Origin of the sequence: Pseudomonas putida (assembly GCF_028682475.1) — a bacterium.
GTDB lineage: Bacteria > Pseudomonadota > Gammaproteobacteria > Pseudomonadales > Pseudomonadaceae > Aquipseudomonas > Aquipseudomonas putida_AG.
Genome location: NZ_JANHLE010000023.1, coordinates 65,909 through 87,888, shown reverse-complemented (window position 1 = coordinate 87,888; position 21,980 = coordinate 65,909). Strand labels below are relative to the sequence as shown.

Here is a 21,980-nt window from a genome sequence, read left to right as displayed (position 1 = left end):
GGATTTATGAGACTTACGCCCCTTCTACTGTTGCTCAGCCTGTTTTTGTTGCCTGCCGTTGGCCAGGCTGCGGAAAAGACCGTGTACGGCCTTAATGAATACGCCCGCCTTGCCGATATCGACCTGGAGGTTGCCGCCAAGCTCGATACCGGGGCCAAGACTGCCTCGCTCAGCGCTCGCGACATCAAGCGTTTCAAGCGCAATGGCGAGTCCTGGGTACGCTTCTACCTGGCGATTGACGCCGCCCACGCGCATCCGATAGAACGACCGCTGGCCCGTGTCAGCAAGATCAAGCGGCGCGCCGGCGATTACAACCCGGATGAGGGCAAGGCCTACACCGCCCGCCCGGTGATTGAACTGAACATCTGCATGGGCACGGCCCAACGCGTGATCGAAGTGAACCTGACCGACCGCAGCGCGTTCCAGTACCCGCTGCTGATCGGCTCCGAGGCACTCAAACACTTCGATGCGCTGGTCGACCCAAGCCTTAAATACGCGGCCGGCAAACCTGCCTGCGCCCCTGTCGCTCACACCGCAGAGTAATCCCGATGCGCTCTCTTACCCTTCATCTGAAAGTCCTGATCACCGTACTGGTGCTACTGGGCATCATCGTCACGGCCTATCAGATCTTCTTTCTCGGGATTCCGGTAACCGAAGACGAGACCGACGACCTGTGGAACATCGACGCCAAGGTCGAGTTCGTCGCCAACCCCAAGGATCCGATCAAGGTACAGATGTTCGTTCCGCCGTTGAGCCGCGATTACGTCAGCCTCAATGAGAGCTTCATCTCCAACAACTACGGGGTCAGCGTCAACCGTGTCGACGGCAACCGCAAGGTCACCTGGTCGGCCCGTCGCGCCAGCGGCAACCAGACCCTGTACTACCGCCTGGTCCTGACCAAGCGCTACAGCACCGAAAAAGCCAAGATCAAGGGCCCGACCTTCCGCGACAGCCTGGCCGTAGAGGGCCCGGAAAAGATCGCCGCCGAAGCCCTGATGGCGCCAATCCGCCAGCACTCGGCTGACGTCGAAACCTTTGTCAGCGAAACCATCAAGCGGGTCAACAACCTCAATGACGACAACGTCAAGCTGCTGCTGGCCGGTGACACCTCGTCGCTGAACAAAGCCAAGGTCATCGACCTGCTGCTGTCGATCGCCCACGTGCCGGTGGAAAAGGTCCACACCATCCGCCTGGTGGCCGACCAGCCGCAAACCCCTGAACTGTGGCTGCGCAGCTTCAACGGCACCGACTGGCTGTACTTCAATCCGGACACTGGCGAACAGGGCCTGCCGACAGACCGCCTGCTGTGGTGGACCGGCGATGACAACCTGATCACGGTCGATGGCGGCAAGAAAGCCAACGTCAGCTTCAGCCTGAACAACAGCGAGATGAACGCCATCCGCCTGGCCAAGCTGACCGACGAGAACACCGACGCCGACTTCCTCGAATACTCGCTCTATGGCCTGCCGCTGCAGACCCAGCAGACCTTCATGATCATGGTGATGATCCCGATCGGCGTGCTGGTGATTCTCGTGCTGCGCAACCTGATCGGCTTGCAGACCCTGGGTACCTTCACCCCGGTACTGATCGCCCTGGCGTTCCGTGAAACCCAGCTGGGCTTCGGTATCATCCTGTTCACGGTGATTACCGCTCTCGGCCTGTCGCTGCGTTCCTACCTTGAACACCTTAAATTGCAGATGCTGCCGCGCCTGTCGGTGGTGCTGACCTTCGTCGTGGTGCTGATCGCCGCGATCAGCCTGTTCAGCCATAAGCTGGGCCTGGAGCGTGGTCTGTCGGTGGCACTGTTCCCGATGGTGATCCTGACCATGACCATCGAACGCCTGTCGATCACCTGGGAAGAGCGTGGCGGTGGCCATGCGATGAAAGTCGCCATCGGCACCCTGTTCGCCGCCTCCGTGGCACACCTGCTGATGAGCGTGCCGGAGCTGGTGTACTTCGTCTTCACCTTCCCGGCGGTACTGCTGATTCTGGTGGGCTTCATGCTGGCAATGGGTCGCTACCGCGGCTACCGCCTGACGGAGCTGGTTCGTTTCAAAGCTTTCGTGAAGGCTGACGCCTGATGTTCGGTCTCTGGAAAACCTGGAAAGCCCTGGAGGCCCGGGGCATCATGGGTATCAACCGGCGCAATGCGGACTACGTCCTCAAGTACAACAAGCGCCACCTGTACCCGATCGTCGATGACAAGATCATCACCAAGGAGCGTGCGATCAAGGCCGGCATCCATGTGCCGGAAATGTACGGGATCATCTCCACCGAGAAGGAGATCGACAAACTCGGTGAGATCATCGGCGAGCGCAACGACTTCGTCATCAAGCCCGCCCAGGGTGCCGGCGGTGACGGCATTCTGGTGGTCGCCGACCGCTTCGAAGACCGTTATCGCACGGTCTCGGGCAGGATCATCAGCCACGAGGAAATCGAGCACCAGATCTCCAGCATCCTCACTGGCCTGTATTCGCTGGGCGGCCACCGTGACCGCGCGCTGATCGAGTACCGGGTGATCCCCGACCAGATCTTCAAAAGCATCAGCTACGAAGGCGTGCCGGACATCCGCATCATCGTGCTGATGGGCTACCCGGTGATGGCCATGCTGCGCCTGCCGACCCGTCAGTCGGGCGGCAAGGCCAACCTGCACCAGGGCGCCATCGGTGTCGGCGTGGACCTGGCGACCGGCATGACCCTGCGCGGCACCTGGCTGAACAACATCATCAGCAAACACCCGGACACCACCAACGCGGTGGACGGTGTGCAACTGCCGAACTGGGACGGCTTCATGAAGCTGGCTGCTGGCTGCTATGAGCTGTGCGGGCTGGGTTACATCGGTGTCGACATGGTCCTGGACCAGGACAAGGGCCCATTGATCCTCGAGCTCAACGCCCGCCCTGGCCTGAACATCCAGATCGCCAACGACTGCGGCCTGACCAAACGCACCCACGCGGTAGAAGCGCATCTGGAGCAACTGGCCAAAGAAGGCCGCAAGGAAACCGCCGAAGAGCGCGTACGTTTTGCTCAGGAGCTGTTCGGTCACGTACCGTCCAACTGAGTGCAGCCACTTTGCCCGCGTCAGTCAGCCCTGGCTGACTGACGCGGACAAGGCACTCAAGGCAGAAGTCTGCGCTAGGCGCATTTCCTGCACAGGACTACAATCGCCTCCCCGCATTCATAGCTGTTACTTGCATGCCGACCTGTACGCTCCACCCCCTGCCCTACCTGGCCGACCCTACGGCCTACTTTGCGCGCATCCGCCAGGCACCCGGTGCCGTGCTGCTCGACAGCGCCCGCCCAAGCGCCGAGCGCGGCCGTTTCGACCTGCTCAGCGCCTGGCCAGTCCAAACCCTGGTGCCCCACGCCACTGAAAGCGGTGAGGCCTACCTCCAACGTCTGCGCATCAGCCTTGCACAGCTGGGACGGACAGAACTGCCAGATGGCGTCGAGCTGCCCTTTGCCGGCGGCCTGATCGGCTACCTCAGCTACGACTTCGGGCGCCGCCTGGAGCACCTGCCGACCCTCGCCACCGACGACCTGGGTCTGGGCGACGCCAGCCTCGGACTGTATGCCTGGGCACTGATCAGCGACCACCATCTCGGGCGTAGCCAATTGCTGTTTCATCCGAGCCTGGCCGAGGCCGAGCGTCAGCGTCTGATCGCGCTGTTCGAAGCACCGGTGGTGGACTGCGAGGGGCAATTCTCCCTGCTGGCACCGATGCGCGGCGATATCAGCGCCGAGGACTACCACCAGGCCTTTGAGCGGGTGCAGGCGTACATCCATGCCGGTGACTGCTACCAGATCAACCTCACCCAACGTTTTCGCGCGCCGTGCCAGGGCGATCCCTGGCATGCCTACCTGGCTGTACGCCAAGTCTGCCCCACGCCGTACTCGGGCTTCCAAACGCTGGCCGATGGCAGCACGCTGCTGAGTTTCTCGCCGGAACGCTTTATCCAGGTCAGTGAAGGCCGGGTCGAGACCCGGCCGATCAAAGGTACCCGCCCGCGCAGCGCAGATCCGGAACAGGACGCACGCAACGGCGCCGAACTGCTGGCCAGCAGCAAGGACCGCGCGGAAAACCTGATGATCGTCGACCTGCTGCGCAACGACCTAGGGCGCACCTGCGAGATCGGTTCGGTGAAAGTGCCGGAGCTGTTCAGCCTGGAAAGCTACCCCAACGTGCATCACCTGGTCAGCAGCGTCACCGGGCAGCTGGCCGCCGACAAGGACGCTCTGGACCTGATCGCCGGCAGCTTCCCCGGCGGCTCGATCACCGGCGCGCCGAAGATTCGCGCCATGCAGATCATCGACGAGCTGGAGCCCAGCCGCCGGGCGCTGTATTGCGGGTCATTGCTGTATGTCGACGTGCGCGGCGAAATGGACAGCTCGATTGCCATACGCAGCTTGCTGGTCAAGGAGGGTCAGGTGTGCTGCTGGGGGGGTGGCGCAGTGGTAGCTGATTCGAACTGGCAGGCGGAGTATGAAGAGTCGATCACCAAGGTGAAGGTACTGCTCGATACCTTGCAGAGCCTTTGAAAAGCATCGCCGGCAAGGCCGGCTCCCACAAGGTACTGCATGCACTGGACCATTGTGGGAGCCGGCCTTGCCGGCGATGAGCCGCTCCGCATACGGTGCAGATCGACTCCGCCCCCAATCAGAGGCTTAGCGAACGACTCGAAGCCTTGATGAACTCTTTCTTCAACGCCTCGAAATCATGCACCGCCGGAAACTGCGGGAACTCGCGGATCACATTCTCCGGCGCATGGAACAGAATCCCCGCATCGGCCTCGCCCAACATGGTGGTGTCGTTGTACGAATCACCTGCAGCAATCACCCGGTAGTACAGGCTCTTGAAGGCCAGCACCGACTGGCGTTTGGGATCTTTCTGGCGCAATTGGTAACCGGTCACCCGGTCCGTTTCGTCAGTGATCAGGCGATGGCAGAGCAAGGTCGGAAAGCCCAGCTGGCGCATCAGCGGCTGCGAGAACTCGTAGAAGGTGTCGGAGAGAATCACCACCTGGAAGCGCTCGCGCAGCCAGTCAACGAATTCAATGGCGCCGTCCAGCGGCTTGAGCGTGGCGATCACCGCCTGGATATCGGAAAGCTTCAGCCCGTGCTCATCGAGAATGCGCAGGCGCTGTTTCATCAGCACATCGTAATCGGGAATATCACGGGTGGTGGCCCGCAACGATTCGATTCCGGTTTTTTCCGCAAAGGCGATCCAGATTTCTGGGACCAGTACGCCTTCCAGGTCGAGACAGGCAATTTCCACAGCACACTCCTCGAACAACGCCAAAAATGGGAAGCCGCACTCTACATGCGCGGCGTCGGCCCCGGCAATTTTTGTTAAGATCGTGGTATTACGAGCGCCAAGCGCCATTCAATGACCGGAAGCCGCCTGATGAGCCAACCCTTCGACGTCGCCGCCCTGGCCGCGACTTATGCCAACAAGTCCCCGCAAGACATCCTCAAGCTTGCCTTCGAACACTTTGGCGACGACCTGTGGATCTCCTTCAGCGGCGCCGAAGACGTGGTGCTGGTGGACATGGCCTGGAAGCTGAACAAGAACGTCAAGGTGTTCAGCCTCGACACCGGCCGCCTGCACCCGGAGACCTACCGCTTCATCGACCAGGTGCGCGAGCATTACAACCTGCCTATCGAGATCCTCTCCCCCGATCGCAGCAAACTTGATCCCTTTGTCAAAGAGAAAGGCCTGTTCAGCTTCTACAAAGATGGCCACAGCGAATGCTGCGGCATCCGCAAGATCGAGCCGTTGCGCCGCAAGCTGAGCACCGTCAGCGCCTGGGCCACCGGCCAGCGCCGCGACCAGAGCCCGGGCACCCGCAGCCAGGTGGCGGCACTGGAAATCGACAGCGCGTTCTCTACCCCAGAGCGCACCCTGTACAAATTCAACCCGCTGGCGCAGATGAGCAGCGAAGAGGTCTGGGGCTATATCCGCATGCTTGAACTGCCGTACAACAGCCTGCACGAGCGCGGTTTCATCAGCATCGGCTGCGAACCCTGCACCCGCCCGGTGCTGCCGAACCAGCATGAACGCGAAGGCCGCTGGTGGTGGGAAGAGTCGACCCAGAAGGAATGCGGCCTGCATGCCGGCAACCTGATCAGCAAAGGCTGATAAGGTTCAGGCACAAAAAAACCGGCATCACGCCGGTTTTTTTGTGTGTCTCGCCGCGATCAATGCACCGGCAACTCGACATCTGCAAACAGCTCTTCGAGCTCTTGTTTGTTGTGGCACTGGATGGCCTTGGCCATCACTTCACGGGTCAGGTGCGGGGCAAACTTCTCGATGAAGTCGCACATGAAGCCACGCAGGAAAGTGCCACGGCGGAAGCCGATCTTGGTCACGCTGGACTCGAACAGTTCGCTGGCGTCGAGGACCACCAGGTCATTGTCGAGCTTGGTATCGACCGCCATCTTGGCCACGATGCCCACGCCCAGACCCAGGCGTACGTAGGTCTTGATCACGTCGGCGTCGGCGGCGGTGAACACCACTTTCGGCGTCAGGCCGCGATGGCTGAAGGCTTCGTCGAGCTTGGAGCGACCGGTGAAACCGAACACGTAAGTGACGATCGGGTATTCGGCCAGGGCTTCGAGGGTAAGCTTGGGCAGCTTGGTCAGCGGATGACCTTGCGGCACCACCACGCAACGGTTCCAGCGATAGCACGGCATCATGACCAGGTCACCGAACAGCTCCAGGGCTTCCGTGGCGATGGCAAAATCCACGGTGCCGTCGGCAGCCATTTCGGCGATCTGCATCGGCGACCCCTGATGCATGTGCAGAGCCACTTCCGGGTACTGCTTGATGAAGCTGCTGATCACCGGCGGCAGCGCATAGCGTGCCTGGGTATGGGTGGTGGCAATCGACAGGGTGCCTTTCTTCTCGTTGGAGAACTCCTGGGCAATCTGCTTGATGCTTTCGACCTTGCGCAGGATTTCGCCAGCGGTAGTGATGATCCGCTCACCAGCCGGGGTCACGCGGGTCAGGTGCTTGCCGCTGCGGGCGAACACTTCAACGCCCAATTCGTCCTCGAGCAAGCGGATCTGCTTGCTGATGCCCGGCTGGGACGTATACAGACTCTGCGCTGTCGCGGAGACGTTGAGGTCGTGGTGCGCCACTTCCCAGATGTAGCGCAATTGTTGAAGCTTCATAGGTATCCCTCAAATCAGCTGGGGCGTCACCGGCAGCAGCGACGATTTATAACTATATTAGTGGTTTGAAGAATAAATCTAGAACTATTTTAACAGTCTAGTAGGAATCCACTGACAAGGCAGCCTTAAGCCTTCCGACGCCCCAGGTGCTGAGCCAACGGCACCATGTACACGGGCACGGGCGACAGCTGCAACAACCGCACTGCCGTGCGGCCAAGGGGGATATCGACGCCTGCGCCCTGGCTGTGGCTGCCGAAAATCAGCAGATCGACACTCAGGCGCTGGGCCTGCTCCAGTATCACCTGGGCCGGATCGCCCTGGCGCACCCGCACCGCTTTGATCAGCGCCAGATCCGCTTCTTCACCGAGCTCGTCACGAAAATTTTCCAGGACCCGCTGCTCGATATTGGCCATGACATTGTTGACCCCCTGACTGTGCAGTTGGTCCAGCGTTTGCTCGTCCAGGTAGCTTTGCAGCAGCGACTCGGCGAATTGCCCCATGGGCTCGACGGCATGGATTACATAGAGCTCTGCATCGAACGTGCGCGCCAACGCCAGCGCGTGCTGCAGGACAAAAGGCGCGTAGACACCGAGGTCAGTGGCATACAGCATGGAACGGATCATTCGACCTCCTCGACTGCCGCGTGGGCAGGGCAAGCTACAGCTTAGCAGCGCGCCGATGTCGTGCCGTTCCGTCTAGCGCCCGGTATCAGCGGCCTGGCCCGGGGCTGGTTCGTTGCTGATGCCATGCGGCACATGGCCAGTTGCGACGACACTGCGCGCCCGCTCGCAATGGCCAGCCTGATCGTCGAAGAACACATCGGCGGCGAAGGCCTCAAGGAACGCCGACTTGTCCAGACCGCCGAGGAACAGCGACTCGTCGAGACGGATATCCCATTCGCGCAAGGTGCGGATCACCCGCTCGTGCGCGGGCGCAGAACGTGCCGTCACCAAGGCCGTGCGGATCGGACAGGCGCCTTCGGGGAATTCCTTCTGCAGCAGGTTCAGCGCGGCCAGGAATGGCTTGAACGGCCCGCCTCGCAAGGGTTCGCGGGCCGACTGGCGCTCGCTGGCCTGGAACGCCTCCAGACCACCCAACTGATAGACCCGTTCTGACTCGTCGGAAAACAGCACGGCGTCACCGTCAAAGGCGATCCGCAGTTCGTCGCTGGCGGCTCGCTGCGCCCCGCCGGAGAGGATGGTCGCTGCGGCGAAGCCGGCCTCAAGGGCACTGCGCACATCATCGGGATCGGTGGACAGGAACAGATGACAACCGAAGGCCGCCAGATACGGATACGGGCTGCGCCCGCCAACAAAGGCGGCGCGGAAGATGCCCAGGCCGTGATGCTCGATGGAGTTGAATACTCGCAGACCGGTGTCGGCACTGTTGCGCGACACCAGCACCACTTCGACCCGCGGTTGGCCAAGATGGGCGTTAAGGCCCAACAGCTTTTGCACCAGCGGGAACGCGTCACCGGGCGCCAGCACTTCGTCCTCGTGATCGATCTGATACTGACGGTAAGCCTCAACCCCTTGCGCCAGGTAGAGGCGATGGCTTTCGCTGAGGTCGAACAACGCCCGCGAGGAGATGGCGACGACCAGTTTATCGCCGAGGGTCTTGCTCATGTTCTGCTCCTGTAAGGCCATCGCGGGGCAAGCCCGCTCCTACCGTAGATCACCGAACCGGTGGGAGCGGGCTTGCCCCGCGATTGGCCCGATCAATAAACCCTAGCGTCTGATACAACGCTTCAATGCGCGGCAGGCTGCACCCGTTTGCTCGCGCCTGCGCCAAAGGCTCGGCATAGATCGCCGCCAGCTCCAGTGGCCGCTGCTGAGCAAAGTCGTGGTACATGCTCGGCCAATAGTCCGGCATCTTTTCCGTCATTGCGAACAGATGCTCAGCATAGCCCTGGGGCATCTCGTGGCCACAACTGCGAGCCCCTTCCACCACCTCAGCCATCAGCGCCTGGATCAATGCCCGGCTGTGCGGATCAGCCATCAAGGGCGTGGTGCTGGCCCCGAGCAGCACGGACAGACCGTTGTAAGGCACATTCCACACCAGCTTTTGCCAACGCGCCTGGGCCAGATTGCCCGCAACCTGCGAGTCGATGCCGGCCGCGCGGAACATTTCGGCTCCGGCCTCGGCAATCTGCTGACCAGCCCCGGCATCGGCCGCAGGGCCGCTGTGATAGCCCAGATGCACCGCCCCCAGCGCCTGGTGACGAATCACGCCAGGCGCCTCGCGGTTGGCACAGATAAAGCACAGGCCGCCGAGCAGATGCACAGTGTCAGGTAACAGCGGGCGCAAGTGATGTTCGACACCCAGACCATTCTGCAACAGCAGAACTTTGCAATCACTGGCCGCAACCTTGGCGATCAAAGGTGCCAGCTCGGCATTGCTGGTGGTCTTGGCGCCCACCAGCAGCCAGTCGCAGGGCGGCATGTCGGCGGCATCGGCATAGGCCTGCACCGGCATCTGCAGTGTGCCGTGCACGGCACTTTCGACCCGCACCCCGTGAGTACGGACCGCATCGAACTCGCTACGCAGGAGGAAATGCACGTCAAACCCGGCCCTGGCGAGCATCAGGCCGTAATAACCGCCAATGGCACCGGTGCCGATAATGCCGATACGCGGACTGCTGCTGTGCATACTGCTCTCCTCAACCGTTCATTTTTTATTCAATTTATTTACACGCAAATCAACCGCTTCAGGTTCCCCCACTATACTGAGCCGAACAAGGTCAAAAAATCGACACGGAGTCGATCATGCGTGGATTCCTGCCTCACCCGGACGATGTTCCGGTCGAACTGGCGTTGCGCCCGTCGCCGAGCCTGTTTCGCCAGCGTCTGCACACTATCAGCCTGGGCGGTATCGCCTGCAACCACCCCCGCGCCTACCGCCGCGGCATGGCTGTCGAAATGATCATCCCTTCCCTCGGTGAGTCAGCCCGTTACCCCGGCTATGTGGCCTGGTGCCAGAAGCAGCAGGATGGCTACCGGGTTGGCATCGCCTTCATTGATGAACAAGCGCTGTTCGGGGCGAGAATGAGCGAACAGATCTGCCAGATCCAGCACCTTTATCAGCAGCAGGCCCATGATCAAAGCACCCCGCCCGACCTCAATACCCTGGCCCAGCAATGGGTCAGCCTGCATGCCGGCGAATTCTCTGAAGCCAGCCTTGAGGCCACCCATACCCGACAAATCCTCATTTAAGGGCAAAAACCCTGCGCCAGCGGGCTTTCACACGCAGGAAAGCGGGCGCTACCCATTGTCGAGCCACGGTGTAACGCGCTAAGGTTCGGCTCCCCGCTGCGTACAATTTTCGCTGCTCCGCCGCACGGGGATCGCTGGCGGCCGGCACCCGTGACCTGACGAGTAACACGATGGCTGATTTACCGATCGATGACCTAAACGTTGCCTCCAACGAGACCTTGATCACCCCCGATCAGCTCAAGAAGGAAATCCCCCTGAGCGCCACCGCGCTCAAGACCGTGACTGCGGGCCGTGAAGTGGTGCGCAATATCCTCGACGGCAAGGATCACCGCCTGTTCGTGGTGATCGGTCCCTGCTCGATCCACGACATCAAAGCGGCCCACGAGTACGCCGAACGCCTCAAGGCCCTGGCCGCCGAAGTGTCCGATACCCTGTACCTGGTCATGCGTGTGTACTTCGAGAAGCCACGCACCACGGTCGGCTGGAAAGGCCTGATCAACGATCCGTACCTGGACGACTCGTTCAAGATTCAGGATGGTTTGCACATCGGCCGCCAACTGCTGTTGGACCTGGCTGAAATGGGCCTGCCTACCGCCACCGAAGCCCTCGACCCGATCTCCCCGCAGTACCTGCAGGACTTGATCAGCTGGTCGGCTATTGGCGCGCGCACCACCGAATCCCAGACCCACCGCGAAATGGCCTCCGGCCTGTCCTCGGCAGTGGGCTTCAAGAACGGCACCGATGGCGGCCTGACTGTGGCGATCAATGCCCTGCAGTCGGTCTCCAGCCCTCACCGATTCCTCGGTATCAACCAGGAAGGCGGCGTGTCCATCGTCACCACCAAAGGCAACGCCTACGGTCACGTGGTACTGCGCGGCGGAAACGGCAAACCGAACTACGACTCCGTCAGTGTCGCCCTGTGCGAACAGGCGCTGGCCAAGGCCAAGATCAAGCCGAACATCATGGTCGACTGCAGCCACGCCAACTCCAACAAGGACCCGGCCCTGCAGCCGCTGGTGATGGAGAACGTCGCCAACCAGATCCTCGAAGGCAACCAGTCGATCATCGGCCTGATGGTCGAAAGCCACTTGAACTGGGGCTGCCAGGCGATTCCGAAGGACCTCAACGACTTGCAGTACGGTGTCTCCATCACCGACGCCTGCATCGATTGGGACGCCACCGAGAAGACCCTGCGCAGCATGCACGCCAAGCTCAAGGACGTGCTGCCCAAGCGCAACCGCGCCTGACAGGCAGATACAAAAACGCCGGGCAATGCCCGGCGTTTTTGTGTGTGCGTTGAATGGCAGCAGCATGGCTGCCCTTCGCGATTCTCAGGCCTTGGTGGAGTGCCGCTGCTGGCGCTCCATGTAACGTTCCACGTACGAGCATGACGGAATCACGGTGTAGCCCATGTCTTCTGCATACTGCAACGCCTTTTCGGTCAGCGCCGCGGCAATACCCCGGCCCCGCAACGCATTGGGAACAAAGGTGCGGTAGATATCCAGGGTTTGCTTACCCAGGTCCATGTAGGTCAGGTAAGCACGATGACCGTCCACACTGGTCTCGAATTGATGACCAGCCTGGTCATGGTGGATGGACAACGCCTCGCTCATCACTACTCCTCGCGGGTCTTATGATCTGACCCCTACCTTACCGATGTTTATCCGGCGAAGGAACCTCTACGCCACCCCGTGCCCGTTTGGACAGCAAGAACAGCCTGGTCGTTCTCTGGCAAAAGAGCACGTACAAATAGTAGGCGCCCTGGGCCCGAATGCTCAAGGTGTCTGGTCGCAAAAATCGTGCACTTGCAGCCAGCGAACCCGTCAGCGGGCAGCGGCCTGAACACTTGCCGGATGTTGTAGAGCTAAGACGTTGGATGACACTTTAAGTCACCGTTAGTTCAACAAAAAAACACACTTGCTACACTAGATTACAGCCGCTGCGGCGGCGCCTTCACAGTTTTTTTACAAAGGCTGTGGCGGCCCCGGGACAGGCGTATTTTTTTGCAGTTCTTGCGCTCTGTCAGTTTACTTACTACAAGTAATGGGTACTATGTACACCGGCTAGTTTCTCTTTGCTGAGAGATGGCTATTTAATAGAAAGTCCTTGAAGGGGAACACGATGAACAACGTTCTGAAATTTTCTGCTCTGGCTCTGGCCGCAGTTCTGGCTACCGGTTGCAGCAGCGTATCCAAAGAAACCGAAGCTCGTCTGACCGCTACTGAAGACGCAGCTGCTCGTGCACAAGCTCGCGCTGACGAAGCCTACCGCAAAGCTGACGACGCTCTGGCTGCTGCTCAAAAAGCACAACAGACCGCTGACGAAGCTAACGAGCGCGCTCTGCGTATGCTGGACAAAGCCAGCCGTAAGTAATTATCCCTCGGGATTTTTATTTGGAGCCGACCCACTTGTGGGTCGGCTTTTTTTATAGCTCTTCACTGAGTTCTGGACACTATGATCCTTGGGTTGGGAAGCTGTGGTTTCGAGCTTATCCATTAGATGCGGCGATGCAGCCACCCCCTTCCGCCCTTACGGCGGCCTACTTTTTTCTTGGAAAAAGTAGGCAAAACCGCTCGCTCCTGCATCCGGCCCTACGCTGCGCTCCGGGTCCCTTCGCTACGGCACCTTCCGGGGCCACGCGGCCTACGACTTGCTACGCCAAGTCTACGGCTCGCGCTCTTCGGCTACGCCGAAGGTGCTACGCACTGGCCCCTACAGGCACCTACGCTCAGCCTCCTGAAGTCGCAGTCCGCAGCGTCTGAACTTGCGTGCATGAAGATCAAGTGCAAGAGCGAGTCGATAATGGGCCGGCAGAAACGACGAGGCCTGCACAATGGCAGGCCTCGTTAAAACAACCCCAGGGGTTACTGCATGTCCAACGGTACGCTTGAAACCATTGGCTGCTGGCCAGTGGTTGGCACAGCGATTTCCACCGGCATGCCGTCTTCCGCAGCAACCACGTCACGCACCATGTCCCAGTTCATGCGCAGGTTGTTGGCCAGGTCTTCGCGCTTGAGCAAGGCATTGATCACGGCGGTGTGTTTGTCGACTACCGACGGGTCGCCTTTGTCGTCCAGCGGCGTATGCGCCTCGAGGTAGACCTTGCCAGCGCTGAGACCGAACTTGTACGGCTCGTTGATGATACGCACCGGCACACCGACCGGGGCCATCTTCGACAGTTCCAGCACGTTGTTGTTGAACATGCGGAAACAACCGTGGCTAGTGCGCATGCCGATACCGAACTTCTTGTTCGAGCCGTGAATCAGGTAACCCGGTACGCCGAGGGTAAACTTGTACGGGCCCAGCGGGTTGTCCGGGCCTGCCGGTACCACGGCGGGCAAGATGTCACCGTCTTCGGCGTGTTCCTTGCGGATCGAGGCGGGAGGGGTCCAGGTCGGGTTCGGCGTCTTCGCCGTGACCTTGGTATTGGCGATCGGCGATCCCCAGCCTTCACGGCCGATACCCAGCGGATAGGTGTGCACCACATTCTGCCCTTTCGGATAGAAGTACATGCGGTACTCGGCCAGGTTGATGACGATACCTTCGCGCGGGCCTGGTGGCAGGATGAAGCGGGTTGGCAGGATGATTTCGGTGCCGGCGCCTGGCAACCAGGGGTCGACGCCCGGGTTGGCGGCGATCATTTCCAGATAGCCCAGGTCGTTGGCCGTGCCGATATCGGCAAAGGTGTCTTCGTACTTGGCCTTGATCACCTGAACCTGACCAATGACATCTTCGCCGGGCGGTGGCAGGGGAAACTCCAGCGCAGCAGCAGGACCTGCCGCCAGCAGGGCGGCCAGGGACAGGCAACGGGTGACGGCGGGAAAGCGCGGCAACATCCGGGAAATCCTTCGCTAATTCAGTGAGGTCAAGACGACGATTGTACACCGCCCCCAGCACAATCGGGAGTGATCGGGGCTGCTGAAGGCACTGTAAGGGATGAAAGGCTATGTCGAACTGTTACAGCTCAGGCCACACCGGCCGTGTGCCGCGGCGCTGGGCATCGAGAATCGCCCGGCACAGCGAGCACAGACGCCGGTCACGGTAGATACCGCGCTCGACCGTCGACCAGCGCGGCTGCGCCGGCAACAAGGTGCCGCAAAGCGTGCGGTCAGCCGAGCCTCCCAGCTCCAGCTGACGGGCCACAAGATGGACGCGGATCTCCTGGCAGGCGAACAGGTCAAGCTGTTCGTCAGGCTCGATCAATTGATAGGCAAACAGGGACCAGGCGGGACGCGGCATCGGGGGCTCCAAATCGGGGGCGCCACATTAGCCGAAAGCCGGTCAGTATAAAAGCGTCAAAGCAGCGGTTTTAGCTGCGGCCAGGCATTTTCCAGCAAGCGGGCCTGGGCGCCCTGCCCCGGATGGATACCATCGGCCTGCATCAGCGCGGGCACACCGCCCACGCCTTCCAGGAAAAACGGCACCAGCGGCACCTGTTTTTGCGTCGCCAGATTTTCATACACCTGAGCGAACGCATCGGTGTAACGCTTGCCGTAATTAGGCGGTAAACGCATGCCCAGCAACAGCACCTTGGCACCGGCTGCACGGGAATCATCGATCATCGCCGCAAGGTTTTGTTGCAATTGCGTTGGAAGCTGCCCACGCAGGCCATCATTGCCCCCCAGCTCCAGTACCACCACCTCCGGCTTGTGCTCTGCAAGCAGCGCTGGCAGCCGCGCCTGGCCACCTGCACTGGTGTCGCCACTGATCGAAGCGTTGACCACTGTGGCGTCGATTCCCTCGGCTTTCAGGCGTTGCTCCAGCAAGGCAACCCAGCCCTGGCGGGTATCCAGGCCGAAAGCGGCACTGATACTATCGCCGACAATCAGCACGGTACCTGCCGCTGCGCCCTGGGCCATGCACATCAAGGCCAGGCCAGCACTCAATAACCACACTCGCATCGGATTCTCCATGGGCCCCAGCATTCTCACTGCGCGGAACCTTAGCAAAGTGGTTCCCAGCGCGGAAGGCGACCTGACCATCCTGCACGAACTCTCCCTGGAATTGAAACAGGGTGACAGCCTGGCCATTGTCGGCGCCTCGGGTTCGGGCAAGTCGACCCTGCTCGGCCTGCTTGCCGGTCTGGATCTGCCCAGTGCAGGTTCGGTGACCCTCGCAGGCCATGACCTCGGTCCGTTGGACGAAGACCAGCGCGCGCGGGTACGGGCCGAACATGTGGGCTTCGTGTTCCAGTCGTTCCAGTTGCTCGACAGTCTCAATGCCCTGGAGAACGTCATGCTGCCGCTGGAGCTGGACGGTCGCCGTGACGCCCGCGAGCACGCCCGTAGCCTGCTCGAACGGGTTGGCCTGGGCCAGCGGCTGAGCCACTCGCCGCGGCAATTGTCGGGTGGCGAGCAGCAACGCGTGGCCATCGCCCGAGCCTTTGCCGCCGAACCTGCGGTGCTGTTCGCCGATGAGCCGACCGGCAACCTCGACAGCCATACCGGCGAGCGCATCAGCGACCTGCTGTTCGAACTGAACCAGGAACGCGGTACCACCCTGGTACTGGTTACCCATGACGAACGCCTGGCCCAGCGCTGCCGTCGCCTGATCCGCCTGGACGCCGGCCACCTGGTCGCGCCGCTGGAGCCCTGATGGCCCGCCTGCCGTTTTTCCGCCTGTTCGCCCTGGCCCTGCGTCAATTGCTGCGTGACGCCCGCGCCGGTGAGCTGCGTGTGCTGTTCTTCGCCCTGCTGGTGGCAGTAGCCGCCAGCACCGCCATCGGTTATTTCGGTGCCCGCCTCAATGGCGCCATGCTGCTGCGCGCCACTGAGTTTCTCGGCGCCGACCTGGTGCTGCAAGGCAGTTCCCCGGCCCAACCCGAACAGATCGCCAGTGGCACGTCCGCCGGGTTGCTGCACGCCCAGGTGGTTGAATTCTCCAGCGTGATTGCCACCGATAGCGGCATTCAGCTGTCGAGCATCAAGGCTGCCGACAACGCCTATCCACTACGCGGTGAGCTGCGCAGCGCTGCCCAACCCTATGCCAGCGAAACCAGCGGCGGCGGACCGGCACCCGGCGAGGCCTGGGTCGAACCGCGACTGTTGGCAGCCCTGAACCTGAAGATCGGCGACAGTATCGATGTCGGCATGAAGACCTTGCGCATGAGCCGGGTGCTGACTTATGAGCCGGACCGCGCCGGTAATTTCTACAGCCTGACGCCACGCGTGCTGATCAACCTTGTCGACCTTGACGCCACAGGTGTGGTGCAACCTGGCAGCCGGGTCAGTTACCGTGACCTATGGCGCGGCGAACCCGAGGCCCTGGCCAGCTACCGTGACAGCATCAGCAAAGGTCTGGCGCCAAACCAGCGCCTGCAGGACTCGCGCGATGGTAACCGGCAGATCGGCGGAGCCCTGGGCAAGGCCGAGCGCTACCTGAACATGGCCAGCCTGGTTGCGGTGCTGCTGGCCGGTGTCGCCGTGGCCTTGTCGGCCAGCCGCTTTGCCGTCCGCCGCTTCGATGCCAGCGCCCTGCTGCGTTGCCTGGGGCTGTCGCGGCGCCAGGCACTGAGCCTGTTCTGCCTGCAACTGGCAATCCTCGGCAGCCTGGCCGCCCTCGGCGGCGCCCTGCTAGGCTGGCTGGCGCAACTTGGCCTGTTCAAGCTGCTGCAAGGCCTGATGCCAGCGCAGATCCCACCCGGTGGGCTGGCACCCGCGCTGGCCGGGATCGCCACCGGCCTGGTCGCTCTGGCTGGTTTTGCCCTGCCGCCACTGGCCGCATTGGGCCGGGTGCCACCGCTACGAGTGCTGCGCCGCGACCTGCTGCCGGTGCCGCCAAGCAGCTGGCTGGTGTATGGCGCCGCCCTGCTCGCCCTGGGCCTGATCATGTGGCGCTTGAGCCTCGACCTGCTGCTGACCTTTGCCCTGCTCGGTGGCGGTCTGGTGGCCGCCGTACTCCTCGGCGGTTTGCTATTGCTCGGCCTGCGCAGCCTGCGGCGCTTGCTTGCCGGCTCGCCACTGGCCTGGCGCCTGGGCCTGGGCCAGCTGTTACGTCACCCGCTGGCAGCCGCCGGACAATCCCTGGCCTTCGGCCTGATCCTGTTGGCCATGGCGCTGATCGCCCTGCTGCGTGCCGAGCTGCTCGACACCTGGCAAAACCAGTTACCCAAGGACGCGCCGAACTACTTCGCCCTGAACATTCTGCCCGACGACAAGAACACCTTCGCCCAGCGCCTGAACGAATTCTCCGCCGAAGCCGCACCGCTCTACCCGGTGATCCCCGGGCGCCTGACCGAAATCAACGGCCAGGCCGTGCAGCAGATCGTCAGCAAGGAATCCACCGGTGATCGCGCCGTACAACGCGACCTGAGCCTGACCTGGGCCGCCGACCTGCCCCAGGGTAACGCCCTGAGCGAAGGCCAGTGGTGGCAGGCAGGTCCTGACAGTGGCAACGGCCTGCCCGGTGTGTCGGTTGAGAGCGAACTGGCGCAGAGCCTCAAGCTTAAACTTGGCGACCAGCTCACCTTCAGCATCGGCGGCCGGCAACGCCAGGCCGTGGTCAGCAGCCTGCGCAGCGTCAACTGGGACAGCTTCCAGCCGAACTTCTACATGATCTTCCAGCCCGGCACGTTGCAGAATTTGCCCACCACCTACTTGACCAGCTTCTTCCTCGCCGCCGGCCACGACCAGCAGGTGGTGGCATTGTCGCGGGCGTTCCCGGCGGTCACCATCCTGCAGGTCGATGCACTCCTGGAACAGCTACGCAGCATCCTTGCCCAGGTCACCCTGGCGGTTGAGTATGTGTTGTTGTTTGTGCTTGCGGCAGGGCTGGCAGTGTTGTTTGCCGGCCTGCAGGCCACACTGGACGAGCGTATTCGCCAGGGCGCGCTGTTGCGTGCCCTGGGCGCCAGCCGCGGGCTGCTGATCAAGGCCCGGCGCATCGAGTTCGGCTTGCTCGGCGCCGCCAGCGGTTTACTGGCAGCCATCGGCTGCGAACTGATTACCTTGCTGCTGTACCGCTACGCCTTCGACCTGAGCTGGAGCCCGCATCCGTGGTTGCTGTTGCTGCCGCTGATCGGCGCCTTGCTGGTGGGCAGTGCCGGCGTCTATGGCACCCGCCGCGCGCTCAATGCAAGCCCGCTGAAAGTGCTGCGCGAAGGCTGATGGAAAGCAGGTCGTGACGATGAGATATCGTTAGAATCTTGAGCATCTCTGGTCATACCTACCCGATAAAGGACCAAGCGTGGCTACAAACATCATCACCCGAGAGGGCTACGAGGCGCTGAAAAGCGAGCTGGATCACCTCTGGCGCACTTACCGCCCCGAAATTACCGCCAAGGTGGCCTGGGCGGCATCGCTGGGTGACCGCAGTGAAAATGCCGACTACCAGTACAACAAGAAGCTACTGCGAGAAATCGACAGGCGCGTGCGCTACCTGCGCAAACGCCTGGAGGACGCGAAAGTCGTCGATTATTCACCCGAGCAGGAAGGCAAGGTGTTCTTCGGCGCCTGGGTTGAAATCGAGAACGACGAAGGCGAGACCAAGACGTTCAGGATCGTTGGTTACGATGAAATCTACGGGCGAAACGACTACATCTCGATCGATTCACCCATGGCCCGGGCGTTACTGAAAAAAGGCAAGGATGACGAGGTGGTTGTGCAGACACCTGGCGGCGAAGCCACCTGGTACATCAACAGTGTCAGCTACAGCCCGCCCACTCCCCCCGAAGACGCGTAACCAATCAACCGCGGGTGATCAAACCTTGCCGCGCAACGCGGGTCAGGTGCCCGATCACCTCGGCGGCGTCTTCAGCGCTGGGCGACTGGATCACCGCCAGGTCGAAGCGGTCACTGGCGAACTGATCAAGGGAAGCACGGGTGTCGGCGAACTGAATCAGAAAGGCGGTGGCGCTGCCTTTGCGGCGCGGCCAGCCATCGAGAAATCGCAAGAGTGTAGGTTGGTGGCTACCGCCCAGCAGAATGCGCGGCACACGGGTGGCCTGGCTGGCAGGCAGAGGGGTCAGACAGACACTGGTACGTGGACAACTCATGGAGTAATTCTCCGCCTCGCAGATCCCGCTGGGCTGCGGTGGGAGGCGTCACCGAACCAGCGTTTTAGCGGTATTCGGTGAAACCGGTGAGGTTCCTCCTGCGCCCCGCAAGTAGCTGTTTAAATCGGCGCAAGTCAGCATCCTAGAGAAGCCGCGGGCGGAATGTCAACCGGTAGAGAGTCGTCTTGGCGTCGTGGAAGGGAAACACTGCGGCGCGGCCTACGGAGCCAGCTTGCTGCGCTTAGGCTCCAACGACGCCCGCTCACGGTCGAAGGCCAGAAAATACTTGTTAACACTGTTCACGTAACTGACCGGCCCCATCCCCACCTGCTCCATCGCAATCCGCTCAGTCTGAAAAAACCACTGATTGCCATTCAGCCCCCGGCGCCGCGCCTCAGCCCGCATCGCCTGAACCCGCTCCGGCCCCAGATTGTAGGCGGCCAACGTAAAGGCCATGCGCTCACGCTCGTTAAGCTGATTACTGGAAAAGAACTTGCGCCGGATCATCGCCATATACCGCGCACTGGCCTGCACATTGCCATCGACATTACTGATATTGCTCACCCCCACCCGTTGCGCCGCACTGGACGTAATCTGCATCAACCCATGGGTTCCCCCGGCACCTCGGGCCGCAGGGTTGAGCGACGACTCCTTGAAGGCCACCGCGGCCAGGTTCAACCAATCGATATTCTGTTCGCTGGCATGACGCTGCAACACCGGACGCAGGGCTTCCAGGCGCTTGCGGTCATTGCGCGCCAACGGATTATGCACCCGGTACAGGCGCCGATAGATACGCTCGAACGCCGCGTCCTGGTTCTCCGGCGGCTTGTAGCCCTGCAAGAACCGGTCGACACTGGCATGCAACATCACCGCATCGCGCCGCACATACCAGCGCATCGCTTCGGGCGCGGCAACCTGCACCTTGCGATCGATACGTAGCTTGGGCATGACCCGGGCCCAACGCTCGGCGATTGGCTGCTCGACGACGGTCAGGTGAAAGATGCCGGCCTGGACCATTTCCAGCACATCTTCCACCGCCAAGGTCGGGTCGACCCATTCGACCTTGATCGGCGGTAGCTTGCGCAGGGCCAGCTGCTGATTGATTTCATGCAGGGTATCGCCAGCGGCACTGGCACTGGTCAGGGCCAGGGTTCGCCCGGACAGCTGCTCGACCCGCTGATAGCTGCGTTCGCCCTTGCGTCCCACCAGCACCATGGGCACGTTGTCCACCACCGGATCGCTGGCCACCAGGCCACGGGTAGAAGTGGGATCAAGCAGTTCACCCGGTGCCACCAGATCGGCTTCGCCACGCTGCAGCGCCGCCAGCAGTTGCTCCTTGGCCCGCGGAATGATTTTCAGGCGGATTTCCTGGCCATCGCGGGCGCGGCCATTGAGGTAGTGTTCGAAGGCCCGCAGGCGGTGATACTCAACGCCCACCGGCTCACCTTTGACTTCGCCGGAGCTGTTGCGGCTCTGGTTGACCAGCACCTTGAGGACCCGGCTGCTGCGGATCTGCGCCAGGTCGCGGACCTGGGTTTTGCTCACCGTTTGTTGCGGACCGGGCAGGCGCGCGCTGGCCGGGCCTGCCAGAAGCAGCCCAAAGCCAAGCACGATCAACAAAAACAGCGCTCGGGTCATCCGTATCAAGGTCCGCGCGTGTGGGGTTGGCGCCATAGCCTACGGTCACTCCATGACAATTGACCGTAAATGACCACGACAACTCATTGAAGTTCTTCGATTTATCGAAATTCATCGAGCTTTGCTATGCTGGCCGGCCAGCGGCCTGAGGTAGCACCATGCAACTCATCGACATCGGCGTCAATCTGACCAACCCAAGTTTTGCCGACAAACACCAAGCGATTCTCGAGCGTGCCGAGGCCGCTGGCGTGGTGCAAATGATGGTCACCGGCACCAGCCTTGAGGGCAGCGAACAGGCACTGGAGCTGTGCCTGGCGCTGGATGAAAGTGGCCAACGGCTGTTCAGCACCGCCGGCGTTCACCCCCACGATGCCAGCCACTGGAGCAGCGACAGTGCCCGACAGATGCGCGCCTTGCTGGAGCAACCGCGGGTACGCGCAGTGGGCGAATGCGGGCTGGACTTCAACCGCGATTTCTCCCCTCGCCCACAGCAGGAGAAAGCCCTGGAGGAACAACTGGCGCTGGCGGTCGAGTTACAGATGCCGGTATTTCTCCATGAGCGTGATGCCAGCGAGCGCCTGCTGGCAATCCTCAAGGACTACCGTGACCGCCTGCCCGCTGCGGTGGTGCATTGCTTTACCGGCGAACGCGCTGCGCTGTTCGGCTACCTCGATCTCGACCTGCACATCGGCATCACCGGCTGGATCTGCGACGAGCGCCGTGGCACTCACCTGCACCCGCTGGTCAGCAGTATTCCCCAGGGCCGCCTGATGCTCGAAAGCGATGCGCCGTACCTGCTGCCGCGCAGCCTGCGGCCAAAACCCAAGAGCGGGCGCAACGAGCCGGCATTTCTCACCGAAGTGCTGCGCGAAGTCGCCCTGCATCGGGGCGAAAGCACTGAGCAGCTGGCCGCCCACACCACGGCCTGCGCGCGCGCCTTCTTTAACCTGCCCGCGATTATTTGA

Annotated in this window: 23 protein-coding genes; 12 read left to right on the top strand and 11 right to left on the bottom strand. The window is 61.6% G+C overall.

Features of this window, described 5'->3' with window-relative positions:
• The first annotated feature begins 6 nt into the window (after window positions 1-6).
• The 4 genes from NPS47_RS18765 to pabB all read left to right on the top strand — a co-directional run bounded on the left by NPS47_RS18765 (window position 7) and on the right by pabB (window position 4,539).
• A complete protein-coding gene (locus tag NPS47_RS18765) occupies window positions 7-543 on the top strand; it encodes an ATP-dependent zinc protease family protein (protein WP_157191901.1) in 537 nt (178 codons plus the stop codon).
• Window positions 544-548: 5 nt separating this feature from the next.
• Window positions 549-2,081: an inactive transglutaminase family protein gene (locus tag NPS47_RS18760; protein ID WP_274296291.1), complete on the top strand. Its 1,533-nt coding sequence runs from the start codon at window positions 549-551 to the stop codon at window positions 2,079-2,081.
• Window positions 2,081-3,061 carry an alpha-L-glutamate ligase-like protein gene (locus NPS47_RS18755; RefSeq protein WP_274296290.1) on the top strand — a complete coding sequence of 327 codons (981 nt, stop codon included), beginning with the start codon at window positions 2,081-2,083 and terminating at the stop codon, window positions 3,059-3,061. The genes NPS47_RS18760 and NPS47_RS18755 overlap by 1 nt, the downstream gene beginning before the upstream one ends.
• Before the next feature lie 134 nt (window positions 3,062-3,195).
• Window positions 3,196-4,539 carry an aminodeoxychorismate synthase component I gene (pabB, locus tag NPS47_RS18750; RefSeq protein WP_274296289.1) on the top strand — a complete coding sequence of 448 codons (1,344 nt, stop codon included), beginning with the start codon at window positions 3,196-3,198 and terminating at the stop codon, window positions 4,537-4,539.
• Window positions 4,540-4,657: 118 nt separating this feature from the next.
• On the opposite strand, the gene thrH is transcribed toward pabB, so the two are convergent.
• Window positions 4,658-5,275, bottom strand: a complete 618-nt coding sequence (gene thrH, locus NPS47_RS18745; RefSeq protein WP_133211780.1) for a bifunctional phosphoserine phosphatase/homoserine phosphotransferase ThrH — start codon at window positions 5,273-5,275, stop codon at window positions 4,658-4,660.
• A gap of 129 nt (window positions 5,276-5,404) precedes the next feature.
• Between thrH and NPS47_RS18740 the strand changes: the two genes are divergently transcribed.
• The gene (locus tag NPS47_RS18740) at window positions 5,405-6,139 is read left to right on the top strand and encodes a phosphoadenylyl-sulfate reductase (protein WP_274296288.1); all 735 of its coding nucleotides are present in this window, start codon (window positions 5,405-5,407) and stop codon (window positions 6,137-6,139) included.
• A gap of 59 nt (window positions 6,140-6,198) precedes the next feature.
• Here NPS47_RS18740 and cysB read toward each other — a convergent pair whose 3' ends face one another.
• From cysB to NPS47_RS18720, 4 genes are all read right to left on the bottom strand, one after another.
• Window positions 6,199-7,173 (bottom strand): HTH-type transcriptional regulator CysB, encoded by a 975-nt coding sequence (gene cysB / locus NPS47_RS18735; protein WP_038609205.1) that lies wholly within the window; start codon window positions 7,171-7,173, stop codon window positions 6,199-6,201.
• A gap of 125 nt (window positions 7,174-7,298) precedes the next feature.
• The gene (locus NPS47_RS18730; protein WP_274296287.1) at window positions 7,299-7,796 is read right to left on the bottom strand and encodes a universal stress protein; all 498 of its coding nucleotides are present in this window, start codon (window positions 7,794-7,796) and stop codon (window positions 7,299-7,301) included.
• Window positions 7,797-7,868: 72 nt separating this feature from the next.
• Complete coding sequence (locus NPS47_RS18725; protein ID WP_274296286.1) at window positions 7,869-8,798, bottom strand: 5'-nucleotidase; 930 nt, start codon at window positions 8,796-8,798, stop codon at window positions 7,869-7,871.
• A gap of 49 nt (window positions 8,799-8,847) precedes the next feature.
• Complete coding sequence (locus NPS47_RS18720) at window positions 8,848-9,822, bottom strand: putative 2-dehydropantoate 2-reductase (RefSeq protein ID WP_274296285.1); 975 nt, start codon at window positions 9,820-9,822, stop codon at window positions 8,848-8,850.
• 116 nt (window positions 9,823-9,938) lie between these two features.
• Between NPS47_RS18720 and NPS47_RS18715 the strand changes: the two genes are divergently transcribed.
• Window positions 9,939-10,385 (top strand): PilZ domain-containing protein, encoded by a 447-nt coding sequence (locus NPS47_RS18715; RefSeq protein WP_274296284.1) that lies wholly within the window; start codon window positions 9,939-9,941, stop codon window positions 10,383-10,385.
• A gap of 170 nt (window positions 10,386-10,555) precedes the next feature.
• Entirely contained in the window at window positions 10,556-11,632 is a 1,077-nt protein-coding gene (locus NPS47_RS18710; protein ID WP_274296283.1) for a 3-deoxy-7-phosphoheptulonate synthase, read from the top strand.
• 84 nt (window positions 11,633-11,716) lie between these two features.
• On the opposite strand, the gene NPS47_RS18705 is transcribed toward NPS47_RS18710, so the two are convergent.
• Window positions 11,717-11,998, bottom strand: coding sequence for a GNAT family N-acetyltransferase (locus NPS47_RS18705; protein WP_028941432.1), 282 nt, complete (start codon window positions 11,996-11,998; stop codon window positions 11,717-11,719).
• A 508-nt stretch (window positions 11,999-12,506) separates the two neighbouring features.
• On the opposite strand from NPS47_RS18705, the gene oprI reads away from it, so the two are divergent.
• Window positions 12,507-12,758 (top strand): outer membrane lipoprotei OprI, encoded by a 252-nt coding sequence (oprI, locus tag NPS47_RS18700; RefSeq protein WP_003259780.1) that lies wholly within the window; start codon window positions 12,507-12,509, stop codon window positions 12,756-12,758.
• A gap of 491 nt (window positions 12,759-13,249) precedes the next feature.
• On the opposite strand, the gene NPS47_RS18695 is transcribed toward oprI, so the two are convergent.
• The 3 genes from NPS47_RS18695 to NPS47_RS18685 all read right to left on the bottom strand — a co-directional run bounded on the left by NPS47_RS18695 (window position 13,250) and on the right by NPS47_RS18685 (window position 15,286).
• Window positions 13,250-14,221, bottom strand: coding sequence for a L,D-transpeptidase family protein (locus NPS47_RS18695; RefSeq protein ID WP_274296282.1), 972 nt, complete (start codon window positions 14,219-14,221; stop codon window positions 13,250-13,252).
• Between the two features lie 121 nt (window positions 14,222-14,342).
• Window positions 14,343-14,624, bottom strand: a complete 282-nt coding sequence (locus NPS47_RS18690) for a hypothetical protein (RefSeq protein WP_274296281.1) — start codon at window positions 14,622-14,624, stop codon at window positions 14,343-14,345.
• Between the two features lie 56 nt (window positions 14,625-14,680).
• Window positions 14,681-15,286 carry an arylesterase gene (locus tag NPS47_RS18685; protein WP_274296280.1) on the bottom strand — a complete coding sequence of 202 codons (606 nt, stop codon included), beginning with the start codon at window positions 15,284-15,286 and terminating at the stop codon, window positions 14,681-14,683.
• A 10-nt stretch (window positions 15,287-15,296) separates the two neighbouring features.
• Here NPS47_RS18685 and NPS47_RS18680 point away from each other — a divergent pair, with 10 nt between their 5' ends.
• The 3 genes from NPS47_RS18680 to greB all read left to right on the top strand — a co-directional run bounded on the left by NPS47_RS18680 (window position 15,297) and on the right by greB (window position 19,064).
• On the top strand, window positions 15,297-15,980 hold the full coding sequence (locus NPS47_RS18680) for an ABC transporter ATP-binding protein (RefSeq protein ID WP_274296279.1): 684 nt from the start codon (window positions 15,297-15,299) through the stop codon (window positions 15,978-15,980).
• Window positions 15,980-18,490: an ABC transporter permease gene (locus NPS47_RS18675; RefSeq protein WP_274296278.1), complete on the top strand. Its 2,511-nt coding sequence runs from the start codon at window positions 15,980-15,982 to the stop codon at window positions 18,488-18,490. Before NPS47_RS18680 ends, NPS47_RS18675 begins: the two co-directional genes overlap by 1 nt.
• 79 nt (window positions 18,491-18,569) lie before the next feature.
• Window positions 18,570-19,064: a transcription elongation factor GreB gene (greB, locus tag NPS47_RS18670; RefSeq protein WP_274296277.1), complete on the top strand. Its 495-nt coding sequence runs from the start codon at window positions 18,570-18,572 to the stop codon at window positions 19,062-19,064.
• Window positions 19,065-19,068: 4 nt separating this feature from the next.
• Here greB and NPS47_RS18665 read toward each other — a convergent pair whose 3' ends face one another.
• Complete coding sequence (locus NPS47_RS18665; RefSeq protein ID WP_038609161.1) at window positions 19,069-19,377, bottom strand: hypothetical protein; 309 nt, start codon at window positions 19,375-19,377, stop codon at window positions 19,069-19,071.
• A 219-nt stretch (window positions 19,378-19,596) separates the two neighbouring features.
• Window positions 19,597-21,015 (bottom strand): transglycosylase SLT domain-containing protein, encoded by a 1,419-nt coding sequence (locus NPS47_RS18660; protein WP_274296276.1) that lies wholly within the window; start codon window positions 21,013-21,015, stop codon window positions 19,597-19,599.
• Between the two features lie 158 nt (window positions 21,016-21,173).
• On the opposite strand from NPS47_RS18660, the gene NPS47_RS18655 reads away from it, so the two are divergent.
• Window positions 21,174-21,980 carry a TatD family hydrolase gene (locus tag NPS47_RS18655; RefSeq protein ID WP_274296275.1) on the top strand — a complete coding sequence of 269 codons (807 nt, stop codon included), beginning with the start codon at window positions 21,174-21,176 and terminating at the stop codon, window positions 21,978-21,980.